The sequence below is a fragment of the Ruegeria sp. AD9 genome (genome assembly GCF_056542305.1).
On the sequence record NZ_JBQFZP010000011.1, the window covers coordinates 86,146 to 100,579 of the forward strand.

Genomic DNA, 14,434 nt, shown 5'->3' on the forward strand with positions numbered 1-14,434 from the left:
CAACCCGGTCGCTTTCCTGGTTCCGGTTTGCCAATGGGAGGCTCGCATGAATCCGAATGCAAAAAACAAATTTGGTAGGGTCGATCTAGAGGTGACCGCCTTTGGATTTGGCACAGCGCCAATCGGTAACATCTTTCGTGAAATCGACGAAGAAACATCGGATTCGATGATCCAGCATGCCTGGGACAAGGGTGTTCGGTATTTTGACACGGCACCGATGTACGGCCACGGCCTTTCGGAAATGCGGACCGGTTATAGTTTGCGATGGAAGAACCGTGGCGACTTCATCCTGTCGTCCAAAGTGGGGCGCGTGCTGAAGCCTGAGCGACGTCAGGATATCGATTTCGCTCCGTGGACTAACGCAGCGCCGTTCACGATGCATTTTGATTACACTTACGACGGCGTCATGCGGTCGTTTGAAGACAGCTTGCAGCGGATGGCTTTGGAGCGGATGGATATCTGTTTCATTCACGATATCGATGTCTTCACGCGCGGTGACGAACAGCCCGAAGTGTTCAGACAAGCTATGGATGGTGCGTGGAAAGCGCTGGAAAGCCTGCGCGACCAAGGCGTTGTTAAAGCAATCGGTGTTGGTGTGAACGAGTGGGAAGTCTGCCACGCCGCGCTTGAGCAGCGTGACTTCGACTGCTTCCTGCTGGCGGGGCGCTACACCTTGCTGGAACAGGATGCGCTGGATAAATTCCTGCCACTTTGCGAGGAGCGCGGCGCGGCGGTGGTTGTTGGCGGTGGCTTCAATTCCGGCATTCTGGCGACTGGTGCCAAGGAGGGGGCCAAGTACAACTACGCCCCAGCACCAGCCGAGATCATGGGAAAAGTCGCCAAGATCGAAGCTGTTTGCGCGGAATACAACGTGCCCTTGCCCGCAGCCGCACTGCAATTTGTTGTGGCGCACCCGGCAGTCCCCAGTTTTCTGGCCGGGACCCGCACGGTCGAGCAGCTGGACCAGAACCTCAACTGGTTCAGCCACGACACTCCCGCAGAGTTTTGGTCTGACCTCAAGGCAAAGGGGCTTCTTCGAGAAGGCGCCCCAGTCCCGGAATGAAGCGAACTGCGCTGCCGGCAGGAAGATATGGCTATCACGATCTAACGGTCGGGGATGTCATGAAAACGGGGTCCGCAGAGATTTCTGCGGATCGCATTGCCGCTTTTGCCGCGCTGACCAGAGATGAATATGAGCTTCATCTCGACGATGACGCAGCCCGGCGGCGGGGGTTCAAAGCCCGCGTTGCGCATGGCCTTCTTGTGCTGTCAGTGGTTGATGGGCTCAAGTTTCAGTCTCAAGCAAAACCCGATGGCTTGGCGTCGCTCGGGTGGAACTGGCGGTTCGAGAAACCCGTCTTCGCAGGTGACACGATCCGGGCTGATCTGATCGTCGTCTCAAAACGCATTACGACATCGGGAAAACGCGGGATCATTGAATTTCAGTTTGATGTTTTCAATCAAGATGATCTGAGAGTTCAGCAGGGAACCAATGAGTTGATCTTTGATCTGCACCTTCATCAAGATTGATGTGCGGACATGTCGACATCACGGATGTGTCAAACTTTTTGAGCGGCCAGAAGCAGCGACTTACCGGGCACACCTATCCCGCAATCTCGGCAAATAGCCGAAAGCCAGACCTCGTGGTATAAAAAAAGCCGCTTCGCGATTATTTTGGCGACCGCGATCCCGTTGGTTTTGCAGATCTCGATCAGTGGCGCGATGACTGCCGTAGGTGTTTCTTCCATGAAGAGCTTGGTTGAGCGCTTCAGTTGGGCCATTACTCTGAGAGGACGGTGATCAGGAACGCGGTACACCATCTCAATGACCGAGAGCCGAACAGAGCGGTCATGTATTCATTGTCCAGGCCGTGTCCCATGTGTGAAGCGACGTTGGATTTCACCAATTATTCTACGGCCGGGAAATCAGGGTCTGCCAGGGTCAATCCGTTCGCAAGATATGTATCCAAGCCACAACAGAAATGGCTAACCAGACACCCGCGCGAAGGGTCATCGCACCAACCGTGCGCATCTCGTAGGCGTTGCCTTGCAACACATGAACGCCGAAGGCCAGGAAAACCAGAACGGTGGCAACCAGAATGCCTGTTGATATCCAGGCCGCTGACCGGTGCCGAAGAAACAGCCCAATACCGGCCACGACATAGGCGAACCCCGCCAGAAAGTTGAACCACAGCACGAAGGGCACCGCATCGCCAACGGCGGTGCGTGCTTCCTCGCCACCAAACAAGGCCCACCCGCCTGAGAATACGGTCAACGCGCCGAAAACTAATGCTACGCTTGACGCTACTTTCAGGGCGCGGTTGCCAAGGGTCGCATTTCTCATGTCACGCCCCCTTCCGTTCCATCAAGTAGGCCGTCGCGCAGGTGGAACAGCTTGTCGAACCGGTCATAAATCTTTTCATCATGTGTCACAGCGATGATGCAGGCGTCTTGCTCAGCCGCGAGCTTGCGCATCAAGTCCATCACGATCCCGGCCCGCTGGCTGTCAAGCGCCGCAGTTGGTTCATCTGCCAGAATGATGCGCGGGCTGTTGGCAAGGGCGCGTGCGATGGCCACACGCTGCGCCTCACCTCCGGACAGAAGCGCGGGCATCGCATCCCTGCGGTGACCGACCTCCAGATAGTCCAGCAGTTCGATAGCGCGCCTTTGCGCTTCGATCGTCGATTTTCCAGCCAGTTTCAGCACCAGGGCAACGTTATCTTTGGCATCGAGAAATGGCAGAAGATTATGGAACTGAAAGATAAACCCGATCTTGTCGAGCCGTAGCTTGCGCAGATCGTTTCGCAGCCATTGCTTGTCGTAAACCACCTCATTGTCCAGCGTAACCTTCCCCGTACTCGGAGCAATGATGCAGCCAATGACATTCAGAAGCGTCGTTTTACCCGATCCAGACGGGCCGAGTAGTGCCACGACTTCGCCTGCCTGGACTGACAGATCAACACCCTTCAATGCGTCGACGCGAGCATCACCTTCGCCAAAGTGCTTGGAGACATTGGTAACATCTACAATCACGCGGCGCGGATCATTGAGCATGACGTCACCCTCCGATTGCCGTGGCCGGATCGACCTTGAGTGCGGCACGAACGCCAAGGCCGCTGGCGACGATGCAGACAACGAGGATGATCCCTGCCAAAGCGACGGCGTTGATCGGCTCCAACACAACCCGGCGGGGGAAGTAGTCCTTGACTAGCAGGATAAGGATCAGGCCGAAACTCCAGCCAACCGCACCAAGTGCAATGGATTGCTGCACGATCAGCCCGATGATCGTGCGGTCGGGGGCGCCGATCAGTTTGAGTGTGGCGATCTGCTTCAGCTTTTCCATGGTCATCGTGTAGATAATTAGCGCGATTACAACGGCTGAAACGGACAATAGAATGCCCAGAAACAAACCTATCTGCCGCTTTGCTCGATCCACCACAGACATTAGCAAGATAGACTCCTGATCGGCTTGTGTCAGGGCCCCAAGATGTTTCCATTGGCGCACCGACTGCGCCACTTCTTGCGGGTCTGCAAGCGGTTCAAGCCGCGCGATCACAGCCGCAACGCTGTCCTGACTTTCGAGCAACCCCGCGCCTCGTGCCTGCTGAATGCGTTGCGCCGACGGGGCCAGTTGCGTCTGTAGCACCTGCGCATCGCGTAAAGTGATGAACGCAGCCGGATCACCGGCGGAATTCATCGTATCCTCGACCAACCCGACCACAGTGAAAGGATCGCGGCCCAGTCGGATCACATCACCGACGGACAGTCCGGATTTGGCGTCTGCCACGATTTCGAAATGCGACTGGTTGATCCCACGCCCTACCGTGATTGCTTCGGGTCCACCGGGGTGACCTGGCTCGTATCCGATCACGTACAGGCGTAGCGTTTCGCCGCGAAAGGGCGCCTCGACGGTCTGGTATGTGATGCTGCCCGCTTCGGCCACACCATGCAAGCGCCCCACGGCATCACGGGTTCCGTCGGGTATTTTTGAGGCTTCTGCAAACGGCCCGCGTGTACCAGTTTCAACAATCCAAAGATCTGCTCGCGGTGCTTTGACGATGTTCAGCGCGTCCGCAACCAGCCCATTGTAAATACCAATCATTGCCAGCACGACCGCCATCAGAAGGCTGAGGCCGAGGCAAGTCAGAATGAAGCGGAACAGATTGTGACGCACATCGCGGTAGGCGAGGTTCATGGCTCATTCCTCTCGACGACCCGAACCATGCGCCCTTCAGACAGCCCTTTAACGGGTGCCAAGATGACCTGCGAGCCATTGGGAATACCACTAACCAGCTCGACCCGCGCATCTTCGGTCCGGTGCCCGAAAACTGCCGACACCTGATGTGCACGCCCATCCTGCGCGACCCAGATACGACCTTCATGCCCGTCAAAACCGGTTATTGCGATCTCTGGAACCAACATCGCATCGACCAGCTCTGTCACTGTGATCCAAACTTCGGCCTGTTCGCCGAGAAAAACCTGTTCCGGGCACCGATTGCATGCAATCCAGACCCGGCGTTCTTCGTTCACCCGGTCGCTTTCTATACCGATCCGCGCGATCTTGCCGGTGAAGACCTTGTGCGGCAAAGACCGCAACCTCACTTCGGCAACTTGTCCGAGTTGCAGGCCCCCGGCCCGCTCTTCATCAATGTAGGCCAATGCCCAGACAGTGTTCGGGTCCACAAGGGTAAAGATAGGTTCACCAACGACAACAACAGTACCTGCTTCGACATGACGCTCAACAACGACCGCGTCAAACGGTGCCCGCAACACATGATGATCAAGCAGTACACGCTCGTATTGCAAAACTGCCTTGGCGTCATTGTGCATGGATTTGGCAACCTCAACATCACTTTCTGCTACGACCAGATCAGCGGCTGCAACATCGACATCCCGCTGCGCTTCTTCCGCAGCCTGAGTCGAGACGGCGTTGCGCCCGGCAAGTTCCTGCTGGCGCGCATTTGTCGACTGCCGCTGCGCAAGAATGGCACGCGCGCGTATCACATTTGCCTCAGCCTTGCCCAAGGTAGCCTCTGCGGCGGCAACCCCCGCTTTGGCGCGCGCGACTTTTGCTTGTTGTTCCGTCGGATGAAGCCGGGCAAGGACCTGCTCCGCTTTGATCGTATCACCACTGTCGACCGAAAGTTCTGTCAGCGTGGCACCAACTTCAAATCCAACATCTGAGACGATCCGGGCCTCGACCGTACCCAGCCCATAAACACGTACAGGGACATTCTGTTCAATTGCGGCCGCGGAAACACTGATCGGGCGCTCTGTAAGGACGAACCTGCCAAAGACTGCGAGGACGACAACAAGGCTGACACCCAGGATGATACGGCGGTTCATGGCGAAACCTCTGTACTTGCTATTCGGAATAGCCGCATCTGAGCATCGAGCAATCGGCTTCCTTCGGATTCCAATGCGAAACCGCGTTTCCCCAAAGTCCAGCGGATCGCCAACCCTTGCACCAGCGAGACCAACAGTAGCGCTCCGTCTTCAGGCGGCAGGTCTGTGTCGAACAGGCCCGTTTTTTGCCCGTTGGTCAGCTCGATGGACAGCAATCCGACCAATTCAGTCATCAGCGTAAGAACAGATTGCCGGAGATCGTCGTTTTCGACCTGTAGCTCGCGCGAGAACAGAATGGACGGGATGGCCGGCATAGTCTCGATCTGGTGCAATTGTGCCAAGATCAGCGCTTTGATCCGATCTGCCGGATCGGCGGATGTCCTAAGCGCGTCACCCCATGCGGTTCGGAGGCGTTCAGAAATCTCAGCTGCCACCGCCAACCATAAATCCTGTTTGGTCGCGAAATGCCGGAAGATTGCGGGCTGCGTCAGCCCGACTGTATCAGCAACCGACTGCGTGGTCAGGCGATCTGGGCCCAACTCGTCCGCGAGACGCAGCATTGCCTGTACGATCTCGGTCTTGCGTTCATCTGCGGGCTTGCGGGAAGGCATAGGATATCATTTTGTTAGTGAGTAATAACTAACTATCTAAAACGAGGTACACTTGCCGTCAAGCGCACCAGCATTTGATTTCGGTATCGGGGGCGGAAAGAATGGCTTGGCACCTATTAGGAGCGATATGATCTACAGGAAAATAGCGGAAAGCACCCAATAACCGCGGGGCACCTAAAGACAAACTTCGTGAAAAACACGACATCAAGCCGCTTGGGATCGTCGCAAATAGGCCGCATAATCAAACCAGTCAGATGCGCCGGACCCTCTCTTAGAACAGATAGCCATCTGTACCAAAATCCCTGACGACGGACAACAGGTGGGGGTGAAGTTTGCGACAGATCCCGGCGGCAGTCAGTGTTTTAACAGAACACTGGACGCCGCGTTTAGCGGCATCAATCTGAAATCTCAACCAAATCGACCCAGCGGCTTTCTCGGGCGGATTTGAGAACGGCCTCGCAGAAACGCATTTCATAGTGACCGTCTTCAAATGTCGCCCACGTGCTGCCTTGCCCGCGCGTGCCTGCGCAAATGTCCAGATAAACGCTGTTAAAAAAGTTAAAAAAACTGTCCGCGAACCCTTCGACATGGCCCGGCGGTAAAGACGCGGCACAGGTCCCGGCTGCATTCATCAGGGTAAAATCACGCATCAATACCTGATTGGCGGCGTCGCGATGACCTATGAACAGATGATCCGGCTTTTCGCTGTCCCATGCCGCACTGGATTTGCTTCCGGCTATGTCCCAGACTAGGGAGTTCTTGCGTCCGAAATTGATCTGCGACGTCGTCATGACCCCCTTGGCGCCGCCCTCATACCGTATCAGGATTGCTGCGCTGTCGTCTGTATCAATCGCCACGGTCTCGGTTGCGCCACCTGCGTTTGAGAATGTTCCAACTGGCCCCATCGGGCGCTGCCGCTCCGGTAGAAATGTCGTCAAATCCGCGAAAACGGATTTTGCCTTTAATCCTGTAATAAAGCCCGTCAAATCGACCCAGTGCGTGCCAATATCGCCAACCGAACGCAGAACTCCTCCTGACTCGGCCTGCAATCGCCAATTCCAGTCCGTTTGTTTCGCAAGCCAATCCTGATGGTAGTGGCCCGTGACAAGGCGGATATCGCCCAAATCACCTTGGTTGACCATTTCGTGTGCGTGCTGGTTCAGAGGATAAAACCGGATATTGTAGCACACCGCGCAAATCTTACCGGACGCAGCCGACATTTCGACCATTTCAGCCGATTGCTGGCTGGTCATTGCCAGTGGTTTCTCGCAGATCACGTGCTTTCCGGCTCTGAGGATGGCCATGACCTGCGGATAATGCGCCTGGTTTGGGGAAGTTACGTGAACCACATCCACGCTATTATCGGCCAGCAACTCCTCCAAGGACGAGTATGCCTGTGCCACACAAAGTTCTGCGGCGCCGGCTGCGCCTCTTTCTGGAGATGAGCCAAGAACGCCAGCTATCTGCACACCCAAGCGGCGCAAGGTCTGCACGTGAACTGTTCCGATAAAACCCGTTCCAATGACTGCCGCACGAACCCCTGATAGGTTTGCCATGTAGCTCTCCTTTTGAATACCGAACACCGTTCACTGACCGGCATACGCGGAGTTAAGATATTCTCAGCCAACAAAAAAGTTCTTGCCACTTGGTGCGGTTCACCGCAACAGACACCGGTAACTTCGGACTGCTTTTTGCTGTAAACTTGCGGGTTTCGCAAAGCTTCTGCGCGAATGAAGCCGCTCAAAGCAGTCTCTAGATCATTTGACCATGCGCCAAGCGGGCGATGTGTTCCATCGGGTCGCGCTGCTGGTCTCCGACCAACGTATACTGCCAGGGTCCGTCCTGCCAGAAGACGACAAGATACCCGTCCTCTTGTCGAAACCGAAATGATTGAGTTTGAGTTGTGTCGCCATGCGTGGCCATCAAACTTAACCGATCACCCTCTGCATTCTCGTACATAAATAAAGCTGAGGCTCGGTCTCCTGCGGGCAAAAGGCGTCCTCCAATCAGGGAGAACCCGGTTTCCCCAAGTTGCGGCGCGATAATGGCAGAGCCCAGACGATTGGAGAGCCAGGTTTGCAAGTGGTCTTTTTCCGCAGCGGCGACTTCTACAGGGTGAAGAACCTCAACGGCGAATAGAGAATGCGCCGCCTTTGCGTGTTGCGAAAACAATGCCAGATCGTCGGTTGTTCCACTGTTCCAAGGTTGCAAATAAGATCCCAAGCCGAATCCGACTGTAAAAACCGCGACCGAAGCAACCAGCCTCAAAGAGACTGGCGAGGGTGGCGTGGCCTGTTTCCGCAGACTTCGAAGATGTGCCGCAGAAGGTACAGGGACCGCCTTGTTTATCAGATCAGATTGACGCTGCATTGCACGAACGCGCGCTGCATCGTCCGGGTGACGGGCAAGGTGACGGTCAAGGCGTTCGCTCTCTTCCGGTGACAACTCACCGTCTATGCAACGCTGAACCAGGTCTTCGATGGATGGGGTGTGCGTCATTTCACGCTCCTGATCTTCACGGCGGTCGAAGCGTCCATTTCAGATTTGATTTTAGTACGCGCGCGCGAGATCCGCGACATCAGCGTACCCTTTGGAATGGACAAAGTTGTGGCCGCTTCGTCATAGCTTAACTCACCAATCACAACAGAAAGAAGGGCTTCTCGCTGATCTTGGGGAACAGAATCCAGCGCCTTCCAGACAGCCTTGAGTTCCAACCATTCTTCGGCCGTGCTTGTTGTTGCTGCCAGCGTCGAAATGTTGTCGAGATCGACAGTGTTGAATTTGGTCTCTCGACGCCACCTATCCCGATAGAGGTTCAACAATATTTTAGTGAGCCATGGTTTCAACGGCCGTCCCGGAAGCCATAGCAATCGTTTGCGAAGGGCGCGTTCAACACAATCCTGCACCAGATCATCCGCCGCATCCCGATCACGGGTCAGCGACCAGGCATAACGCCAAAGATCGGGGAGGCAGTTTTCAAGCTGGTTTTCAAATGACTGAAGCATGTACGTAAGCCGGGGGAGGAAACTTTCCCCCGGCACCAAGGTTCAGGGGCGTGCGATATGCCAAACACCTTTTACACCGTCCCCTGTCATGTCCCCAGGGTTTTCGTCTTTGAACCATAGATAAAGCGGCTTTCCTTTGTAGGCGACCTGAACGCTGCCATCCTTGCGTTCAATCAGGCTGTAGCCTTTTTTCAGTTCCATGTTGGCATCACCCATCAGCGGCGGCCATTTGGCGGCACAGTCATCATAGCAATTCGAAACGCCTGTCTCGTCCTTGTCAAAGGTATAGAGCGTCATCTTGCGCGCATCCATCAGGAAGGTTTCTCCGTTGAGCTGGCCAGTTGCGGCTGGCGCACCGGTGTGACCATCCGCAAATGAACCGGTTGCAGTCGCAACCAGCGCGACACCGGTAAAAGTGAGGGATTTTAGGGACATTGGATTCTCCGACTTTTTCAGGTCTGCCGGATGGCAGACAATACAACTACGAAGGCGCCTGGAAAAAATTCCCCAAAGTGAAACTTTTTTTGTGGCGTGTAGGCATTGTTGTGGTGGCTAAGCCAAAATCCGAGCCTACAGGAAAGGTCACCCATGTCCGGTTTGGGTACTAATAACCTGTATCTGTCGACAAGTGGACAAGCGCCTTAGGCCCGTGGGGCAGGGGGCTTCGTCACCTGACAGTGTCCCAAGTTTGGGTATGTAAGTAATGGCACGGCAGTCGCAGTTGTTTCAAAACGAAAGCACAGACGAGCTGATTGTATGCGCCCGGAACAATTTTCTCTCAGAAACTTCTGTCTCCGAGTTATCCAACTTGAACTAGAACACCGCCAAGGCTTAAACCTAGAATTTTCCGGGGAAAAGTCCGCATAAAAACCTTCGAACAAGGTTGACAGAGCGGCGGCGTGAAAATCCCTGCATATCGGTTAGGTAATTCACCCACATCCCCTCCAGCAAGGCGAGCGTTCCGCTGGTTGCGTCATCTACTAGGTTCGGGTCACGTCCGTTTTTAGGGGCTATCTCTTTGAACGCGGACCGCAAGGTTTCGACAAGTTTGTCATCCTGAGTGCTGCTGTAACGGGCGATACCTGGATGAGAGCTTGCGATACCCCGAAACGCATGCCAGATTTTCGTACTGCGCGGATTGAGCAGTGCTTCTGACAGGTCGGCCTCAATCACTGCCATAACACGGTCTTCGGGCGTTGCGCTCGCGCCCAGATCCATCCTTCTGTCCATCTCGGCATAATACTCGGTGCTGAAATGCCGGGCGGCTGCGGTCAGCAAATTGTCCTTACCCCCGAAATGCAAATGGATCATTCCGCGCGACAGGCCGGAGCGCTCGCAGATTCGGCTGACCGAGGTATCGGTAACTCCAATATCGGCAATTGTGTCCAGAGTCGCGTCGATCAGTAGCTGTTTATTGGCTTCCGGATCCCGCTTTGAACCGCGTTTTTGTTCCTTGGTGCTTTGCACTTTGTTCAATGTTACCAACCGTTTGTGAATGCCTTATAGAGGTAGATCAAAGGAATATTGACACGAAAGGCCTTTCTGGCGCAACATTTAATGGACGATCGTCCATTAGCAACTCGTGAATTTCGGGAAGGGAGGTTGGGTGATCTTTCGCAGCGAAGCGTCCCGGGGATATACCCTCAGCGCGCCAGCCACGGCTTACGTGGGGTTTCTGGTCGCGGCGCCATTGTTGATCCTGATTGCCTATTCATTCTGGACCCAAACCTATGTGACGCTCGACAAGACACCGACGCTGAAGAATTACAGCGATGCGTTTGCGGATCCGCTGGTCCGGCACCTGATGCTTCGGTCGATCTGGATTGCCGGAGCGGTAACCGTAGTCACCGTCGCACTGGCCTATCCCATCGCGTATTTTATCGCGATGAAGGCCCAGAAAAAGACCATCTGGCTTCTGCTCATCACCATTCCATTTTGGTCCAGCTATTTGCTGCGCGTATTTGCCTGGAAACTCATTTTGGGTTTCAACGGCGTTATGAACTCTGCGCTTCTGGCGCTGGGTCTGATCAGCGAGCCTCTCGACTTCCTGCTTTACAACGAATTCGCAGTTGTGCTGACGCTCGCTCATGCCTGGGCGCCATTTGCGATCCTACCGATCTATGTCTCATTGCAGAAAATCGATCCCAGTCTACTTGAGGCTGCAACAGATCTTGGGAACAGTCCCATTCAACGTTTTATGCGGGTGACGCTGCCGCTGACGATCCCAGGTATCATTGCCGCTTGCCTGATCATCTTCATCCCTACAGTTGGTGATTATGTGACCCCGGCTCTGGTTGGTGGTTCAGATGGGAAGATGATCGCCAATCTTATTCAGGTGCAGTTCGGGGCCGCCAACAACTGGCCCCTTGGGGCTACGCTATCGCTGATCGCAATGCTGTCGGTGGGTTTTGTGGCTATCGTGTTTGTCATGTCCGCAACGCGGCTGGGGAGGCGGATCAGATGAGACGTCCTACAACCCTGACAGCCTATGCGTTCCTGTATCTGCTGTTTCTGTACCTGCCGGTTCTGTTCCTTCCCTTGTTCTCGTTCAACAGCGGCACAATCGTTGCGTTCCCGATCAAGGGCTGGACACTGGACTGGTATCGGAAGCTAGGCGAGCAGGACACGTTGATCCAGGCGCTTTGGAATTCGCTTGCCGTCGGCACTGTTGTTGCCCTTCTATCGACCGCCATGGGATTGTTCGCCGCCCGTGCCTTTGTTCGGTACCGTTTTCGGGGTCAACGCGCGGCAGAAGGTCTGGTGATGCTGCCTTTGGTGATCCCGGGCATAATCGTCGCCTCTTCAATGCTGGTCCTGTTTCTGTTCCTCGGTCTCAAGCCGTCATTGCTGACCGTCATTCTGGGCCATACGTTTCTCGCGCTGCCGTTCTCTGTCTCGATCTTGAAATCCGCCTTTGATGACTTCGACGCATCACTGGAGGAAGCATCTTACGATCTGGGCGTCGGCGTGTTCGAAACATTCCGTCGCGTGACGCTGCCGGTCGTTGCCCCCGGTATCGTAGCCAGTGTTTTGGTCACATTCACCGTCAGTTTCGATGAATTCGTCCTCGCCTTTTTCCTGTCCGGTAACCAGCCAACCCTGCCGGTTTATATCTGGAGCCAGATCCGTTTCCCCGCCAAGCTTCCAAATGTTTTGGCACTGGGGTCGATCCTGTTGCTAACCTCGGTTCTGCTTCTGGTTCTGGCTGAATACTTCCGCCGCCGTTCATCCGCATCTGAGGTCCGATGACAAACAGAAACATCATAGAGCTCAGGGACGTCGAAAAGCGCTACGGCACATTTGTGGCCGCGAGCGGCATAAACCTTGACCTCAGAGAGGGCGAGTTCTTTTCGCTCCTCGGTCCTTCGGGATGTGGCAAGACCACGGTTTTACGCATGATCGCGGGCTTTCAGGAACCCACCAGAGGGAAGGTGCTGATTGACGGTCAGGATATGGAAGGAGTGCCCGCCAACAAACGCCCGACGAACATGGTTTTCCAAAGCTACGCAATCTTTCCGCACCTCAATGTCGGGAATAACGTAGCCTACGGGTTGCGGGGCAAAGCGCCTAAGGCCGAGATCGATCAGCGCGTCGCCGAAGCCTTGGAAATGGTCGAACTGGGTGGTCTTCAGGATCGCGGTGCAAGCGAGTTATCGGGCGGGCAGCGTCAAAGGGTGGCGCTTGCCCGCGCGCTGATCATGCGACCCAAGGTGTTGCTTTTGGATGAACCCTTGTCAGCGCTTGACAAGAAGCTGCGCGAACAGATGCAGTTTGAAATGCGCAATCTGCAACAGTCGCTTGGCATTACCTTTGTGATGGTCACGCATGATCAGTACGAAGCGATGACCATGTCCGACCGTATCGGCGTGATGTTCAACGGGCAACTCAAGCAGGTGGACACGCCAACAACGCTTTATGCCCGTCCCTGTGATCAGCAAGTGGCCCGCTTCATCGGTGAGATGAACATATTGCCGGCCCGGTTGCTTGGCGAAAGCGGTGACACGTTGTCAATCGATGCGGCTGCCTTCGGGCGGATGGAAATCGAGAGAAATCCCAATGTGGCGATCAGCGCCAGAAACATGAATATCGGTATTCGACCGGAACAGCTGGAGATTGCTGCGGATCGGCCTGAAGACTACCTATCAACGGTTCAAGGCACCGTCAGCAACGTCGCCTTCTACGGTGAAAATATTCACTACCACATTCAGGTGGCAGGGGCCGAAAAACCAATCTCGGTCTCGGTTCCAAACTATTTTCACACGGTCGATTTCAATCGTGGCGACTCCGTTTGGCTGGGGCTTCAGGCGGCGAGTGTGATCGATCTTGGTACGAATTCGGAATAAAACAGAGGGAGGATAGAATGAAACTTCAGGGAATTGCGGCCTTCGCATGTGCGACGGCGTTAACGACAGGCAGTGCCAGTGCAGGTGGCGCTGATCTGACGGTTTTTGACTGGTCGGGATATGAAGATCCCGGGTTCTTTGCCAGCTACATGGAAAAATACGGGGATGAAGCGCCAAGCTATTCCTATTTCGGAAGCCAGGAAGAAGCCTTTACCAAGCTGAGTTCCGGTTTTACCGCTGATCTGGCACATCCTTGTTCCGACGCTGTCAGAAAATGGGTCGCAGCTGATCTGATTCAGCCTTTGGACGAAAGCAAGCTGACCAATTGGACGGATGTGCTGCCCGAGATCAAAGAGGTCGACGCCATCGTTCTGGACGGCCAGCTTTACATGCTGCCATTTGAATGGGGGAACACGGGCCTGATCTATCGCACCGACAAGATCTCGGGGGATGACATCTCGCTGCAACTGATGGCGGACCCGGCCTTTGCGGGCAAAATCGCCATCCCGGATGCCGCATCGTCTGCTTATGCCCTGGCCGCGCTGGCCACCGGAAACGCGGATGACTACACCAACCTGAGCGATGAGCAATTCAAGGAAGCATCGGATTTCCTGCGCTCGATCCATCCAAACATGCGCTTTTACTGGTCCGATGCGGGTCAGTTTGACCAGGCCATGACCAGTGGCGAGATCGAAATGGGTTGGGCCTGGAACCAGTCCGAACTGAACCTGATCTGGAACGAAGTGCCCGCGGCCATGATGCGCAACGTGGACAAGGGCATCGCGACCTGGGCGTGTGGCTATGTGCATCTGAAATCGTCCACGACACCGGTCGATCAGGTCTATGACCTTTTGAACGCGCTTACGGACCCTGCCAGTGGTCAGTACATCATCGACAACTGGGGCTACCCGCATTCCAACGCAAAAGCGTTTGAAATCGCCGATCAGGCCAATATCGAAGCCTATGGTTTTTCCGATCCCAAAAGCTTCTTCGAAGGCAGCTTGTTCTTTGATGCTGTGAACCCCGAGCTTGAGGCGAAGATGCTGGCCGAATTCGAGCGGATCAAAGCCGGCTTCTAACACAACCCATCATCCGGGGCCTAAGGGCTCCGGAACCCAACTACAGGAAAA

General features: G+C 55.0%; 17 protein-coding genes. 6 read left to right on the forward strand and 11 right to left on the reverse strand.

Annotated features, from left to right (window positions below; all coding sequences use genetic code 11):
- Positions 1-46 precede the first annotated feature (46 nt).
- Together ACR0AM_RS15560 and ACR0AM_RS15565 are read left to right on the forward strand one after the other, a co-directional pair.
- Complete coding sequence (locus ACR0AM_RS15560; protein ID WP_480623407.1) at positions 47-1,063, forward strand: aldo/keto reductase; 1,017 nt, start codon at positions 47-49, stop codon at positions 1,061-1,063.
- Positions 1,060-1,530, forward strand: a complete 471-nt coding sequence (locus ACR0AM_RS15565) for a MaoC family dehydratase (RefSeq protein ID WP_480477796.1) — start codon at positions 1,060-1,062, stop codon at positions 1,528-1,530. Before ACR0AM_RS15560 ends, ACR0AM_RS15565 begins: the two co-directional genes overlap by 4 nt.
- 29 nt (positions 1,531-1,559) lie before the next feature.
- Here the strand turns inward: ACR0AM_RS15565 and ACR0AM_RS15570 are convergent, their stop codons facing one another.
- From ACR0AM_RS15570 to ACR0AM_RS15620, 11 genes are all read right to left on the reverse strand, one after another.
- Entirely contained in the window at positions 1,560-1,781 is a 222-nt protein-coding gene (locus ACR0AM_RS15570) for a hypothetical protein (RefSeq protein ID WP_480623408.1), read from the reverse strand.
- A gap of 160 nt (positions 1,782-1,941) precedes the next feature.
- Positions 1,942-2,343 carry a hypothetical protein gene (locus tag ACR0AM_RS15575; RefSeq protein WP_480477792.1) on the reverse strand — a complete coding sequence of 134 codons (402 nt, stop codon included), beginning with the start codon at positions 2,341-2,343 and terminating at the stop codon, positions 1,942-1,944.
- Positions 2,340-3,053, reverse strand: coding sequence for an ABC transporter ATP-binding protein (locus ACR0AM_RS15580; protein ID WP_480477790.1), 714 nt, complete (start codon positions 3,051-3,053; stop codon positions 2,340-2,342). The genes ACR0AM_RS15575 and ACR0AM_RS15580 overlap by 4 nt, the downstream gene beginning before the upstream one ends.
- Positions 3,054-3,057: 4 nt before the next feature.
- Complete coding sequence (locus ACR0AM_RS15585; protein ID WP_480608018.1) at positions 3,058-4,194, reverse strand: ABC transporter permease; 1,137 nt, start codon at positions 4,192-4,194, stop codon at positions 3,058-3,060.
- Positions 4,191-5,345, reverse strand: coding sequence for an efflux RND transporter periplasmic adaptor subunit (locus tag ACR0AM_RS15590; RefSeq protein WP_480623409.1), 1,155 nt, complete (start codon positions 5,343-5,345; stop codon positions 4,191-4,193). The genes ACR0AM_RS15585 and ACR0AM_RS15590 overlap by 4 nt, the downstream gene beginning before the upstream one ends.
- Entirely contained in the window at positions 5,342-5,956 is a 615-nt protein-coding gene (locus tag ACR0AM_RS15595) for a TetR/AcrR family transcriptional regulator (RefSeq protein ID WP_480623410.1), read from the reverse strand. The genes ACR0AM_RS15590 and ACR0AM_RS15595 overlap by 4 nt, the downstream gene beginning before the upstream one ends.
- A gap of 395 nt (positions 5,957-6,351) precedes the next feature.
- Positions 6,352-7,512, reverse strand: a complete 1,161-nt coding sequence (locus tag ACR0AM_RS15600) for a Gfo/Idh/MocA family protein (RefSeq protein ID WP_480623411.1) — start codon at positions 7,510-7,512, stop codon at positions 6,352-6,354.
- A gap of 196 nt (positions 7,513-7,708) precedes the next feature.
- Positions 7,709-8,455 (reverse strand): anti-sigma factor family protein, encoded by a 747-nt coding sequence (locus tag ACR0AM_RS15605; protein WP_480623412.1) that lies wholly within the window; start codon positions 8,453-8,455, stop codon positions 7,709-7,711.
- The gene (locus ACR0AM_RS15610) at positions 8,452-8,997 is read right to left on the reverse strand and encodes an RNA polymerase sigma factor (protein ID WP_480623413.1); all 546 of its coding nucleotides are present in this window, start codon (positions 8,995-8,997) and stop codon (positions 8,452-8,454) included. The genes ACR0AM_RS15605 and ACR0AM_RS15610 overlap by 4 nt, the downstream gene beginning before the upstream one ends.
- 6 nt (positions 8,998-9,003) lie before the next feature.
- On the reverse strand, positions 9,004-9,396 hold the full coding sequence (locus tag ACR0AM_RS15615) for a COG4315 family predicted lipoprotein (RefSeq protein WP_480623414.1): 393 nt from the start codon (positions 9,394-9,396) through the stop codon (positions 9,004-9,006).
- A gap of 402 nt (positions 9,397-9,798) precedes the next feature.
- Positions 9,799-10,428 carry a TetR family transcriptional regulator C-terminal domain-containing protein gene (locus ACR0AM_RS15620; protein WP_480520802.1) on the reverse strand — a complete coding sequence of 210 codons (630 nt, stop codon included), beginning with the start codon at positions 10,426-10,428 and terminating at the stop codon, positions 9,799-9,801.
- A gap of 139 nt (positions 10,429-10,567) precedes the next feature.
- On the opposite strand from ACR0AM_RS15620, the gene ACR0AM_RS15625 reads away from it, so the two are divergent.
- From ACR0AM_RS15625 to ACR0AM_RS15640, 4 genes are read left to right on the forward strand one after another with little or no spacing between them, the layout of a single operon-like run.
- The gene (locus tag ACR0AM_RS15625) at positions 10,568-11,425 is read left to right on the forward strand and encodes an ABC transporter permease (protein WP_480520727.1); all 858 of its coding nucleotides are present in this window, start codon (positions 10,568-10,570) and stop codon (positions 11,423-11,425) included.
- On the forward strand, positions 11,422-12,210 hold the full coding sequence (locus ACR0AM_RS15630; protein WP_209599079.1) for an ABC transporter permease: 789 nt from the start codon (positions 11,422-11,424) through the stop codon (positions 12,208-12,210). The genes ACR0AM_RS15625 and ACR0AM_RS15630 overlap by 4 nt, the downstream gene beginning before the upstream one ends.
- Positions 12,207-13,304, forward strand: a complete 1,098-nt coding sequence (locus ACR0AM_RS15635; RefSeq protein ID WP_480623415.1) for an ABC transporter ATP-binding protein — start codon at positions 12,207-12,209, stop codon at positions 13,302-13,304. Before ACR0AM_RS15630 ends, ACR0AM_RS15635 begins: the two co-directional genes overlap by 4 nt.
- A 17-nt stretch (positions 13,305-13,321) precedes the next feature.
- Positions 13,322-14,383, forward strand: a complete 1,062-nt coding sequence (locus tag ACR0AM_RS15640) for an ABC transporter substrate-binding protein (RefSeq protein ID WP_480477765.1) — start codon at positions 13,322-13,324, stop codon at positions 14,381-14,383.
- Positions 14,384-14,434: the final 51 nt, after the last annotated feature.

What these genes read in the sequence shown, in the direction of transcription:
- ACR0AM_RS15560 (WP_480623407.1), top strand. Translation starts at nt 47, where the DNA reads ATGAATCCGAATGCAAAAAACAAATTTGGTAGGGTCGATCTAGAGGTG.
- ACR0AM_RS15565 (WP_480477796.1), top strand. Translation starts at nt 1,060, where the DNA reads ATGAAGCGAACTGCGCTGCCGGCAGGAAGATATGGCTATCACGATCTA.
- ACR0AM_RS15570 (WP_480623408.1), bottom strand. Translation starts at nt 1,781, where the DNA reads ATGGCCCAACTGAAGCGCTCAACCAAGCTCTTCATGGAAGAAACACCT.
- ACR0AM_RS15575 (WP_480477792.1), bottom strand. Translation starts at nt 2,343, where the DNA reads ATGAGAAATGCGACCCTTGGCAACCGCGCCCTGAAAGTAGCGTCAAGC.
- ACR0AM_RS15580 (WP_480477790.1), bottom strand. Translation starts at nt 3,053, where the DNA reads ATGCTCAATGATCCGCGCCGCGTGATTGTAGATGTTACCAATGTCTCC.
- ACR0AM_RS15585 (WP_480608018.1), bottom strand. Translation starts at nt 4,194, where the DNA reads ATGAACCTCGCCTACCGCGATGTGCGTCACAATCTGTTCCGCTTCATT.
- ACR0AM_RS15590 (WP_480623409.1), bottom strand. Translation starts at nt 5,345, where the DNA reads ATGAACCGCCGTATCATCCTGGGTGTCAGCCTTGTTGTCGTCCTCGCA.
- ACR0AM_RS15595 (WP_480623410.1), bottom strand. Translation starts at nt 5,956, where the DNA reads ATGCCTTCCCGCAAGCCCGCAGATGAACGCAAGACCGAGATCGTACAG.
- ACR0AM_RS15600 (WP_480623411.1), bottom strand. Translation starts at nt 7,512, where the DNA reads ATGGCAAACCTATCAGGGGTTCGTGCGGCAGTCATTGGAACGGGTTTT.
- ACR0AM_RS15605 (WP_480623412.1), bottom strand. Translation starts at nt 8,455, where the DNA reads ATGACGCACACCCCATCCATCGAAGACCTGGTTCAGCGTTGCATAGAC.
- ACR0AM_RS15615 (WP_480623414.1), bottom strand. Translation starts at nt 9,396, where the DNA reads ATGTCCCTAAAATCCCTCACTTTTACCGGTGTCGCGCTGGTTGCGACT.
- ACR0AM_RS15630 (WP_209599079.1), top strand. Translation starts at nt 11,422, where the DNA reads ATGAGACGTCCTACAACCCTGACAGCCTATGCGTTCCTGTATCTGCTG.
- ACR0AM_RS15635 (WP_480623415.1), top strand. Translation starts at nt 12,207, where the DNA reads ATGACAAACAGAAACATCATAGAGCTCAGGGACGTCGAAAAGCGCTAC.
- ACR0AM_RS15640 (WP_480477765.1), top strand. Translation starts at nt 13,322, where the DNA reads ATGAAACTTCAGGGAATTGCGGCCTTCGCATGTGCGACGGCGTTAACG.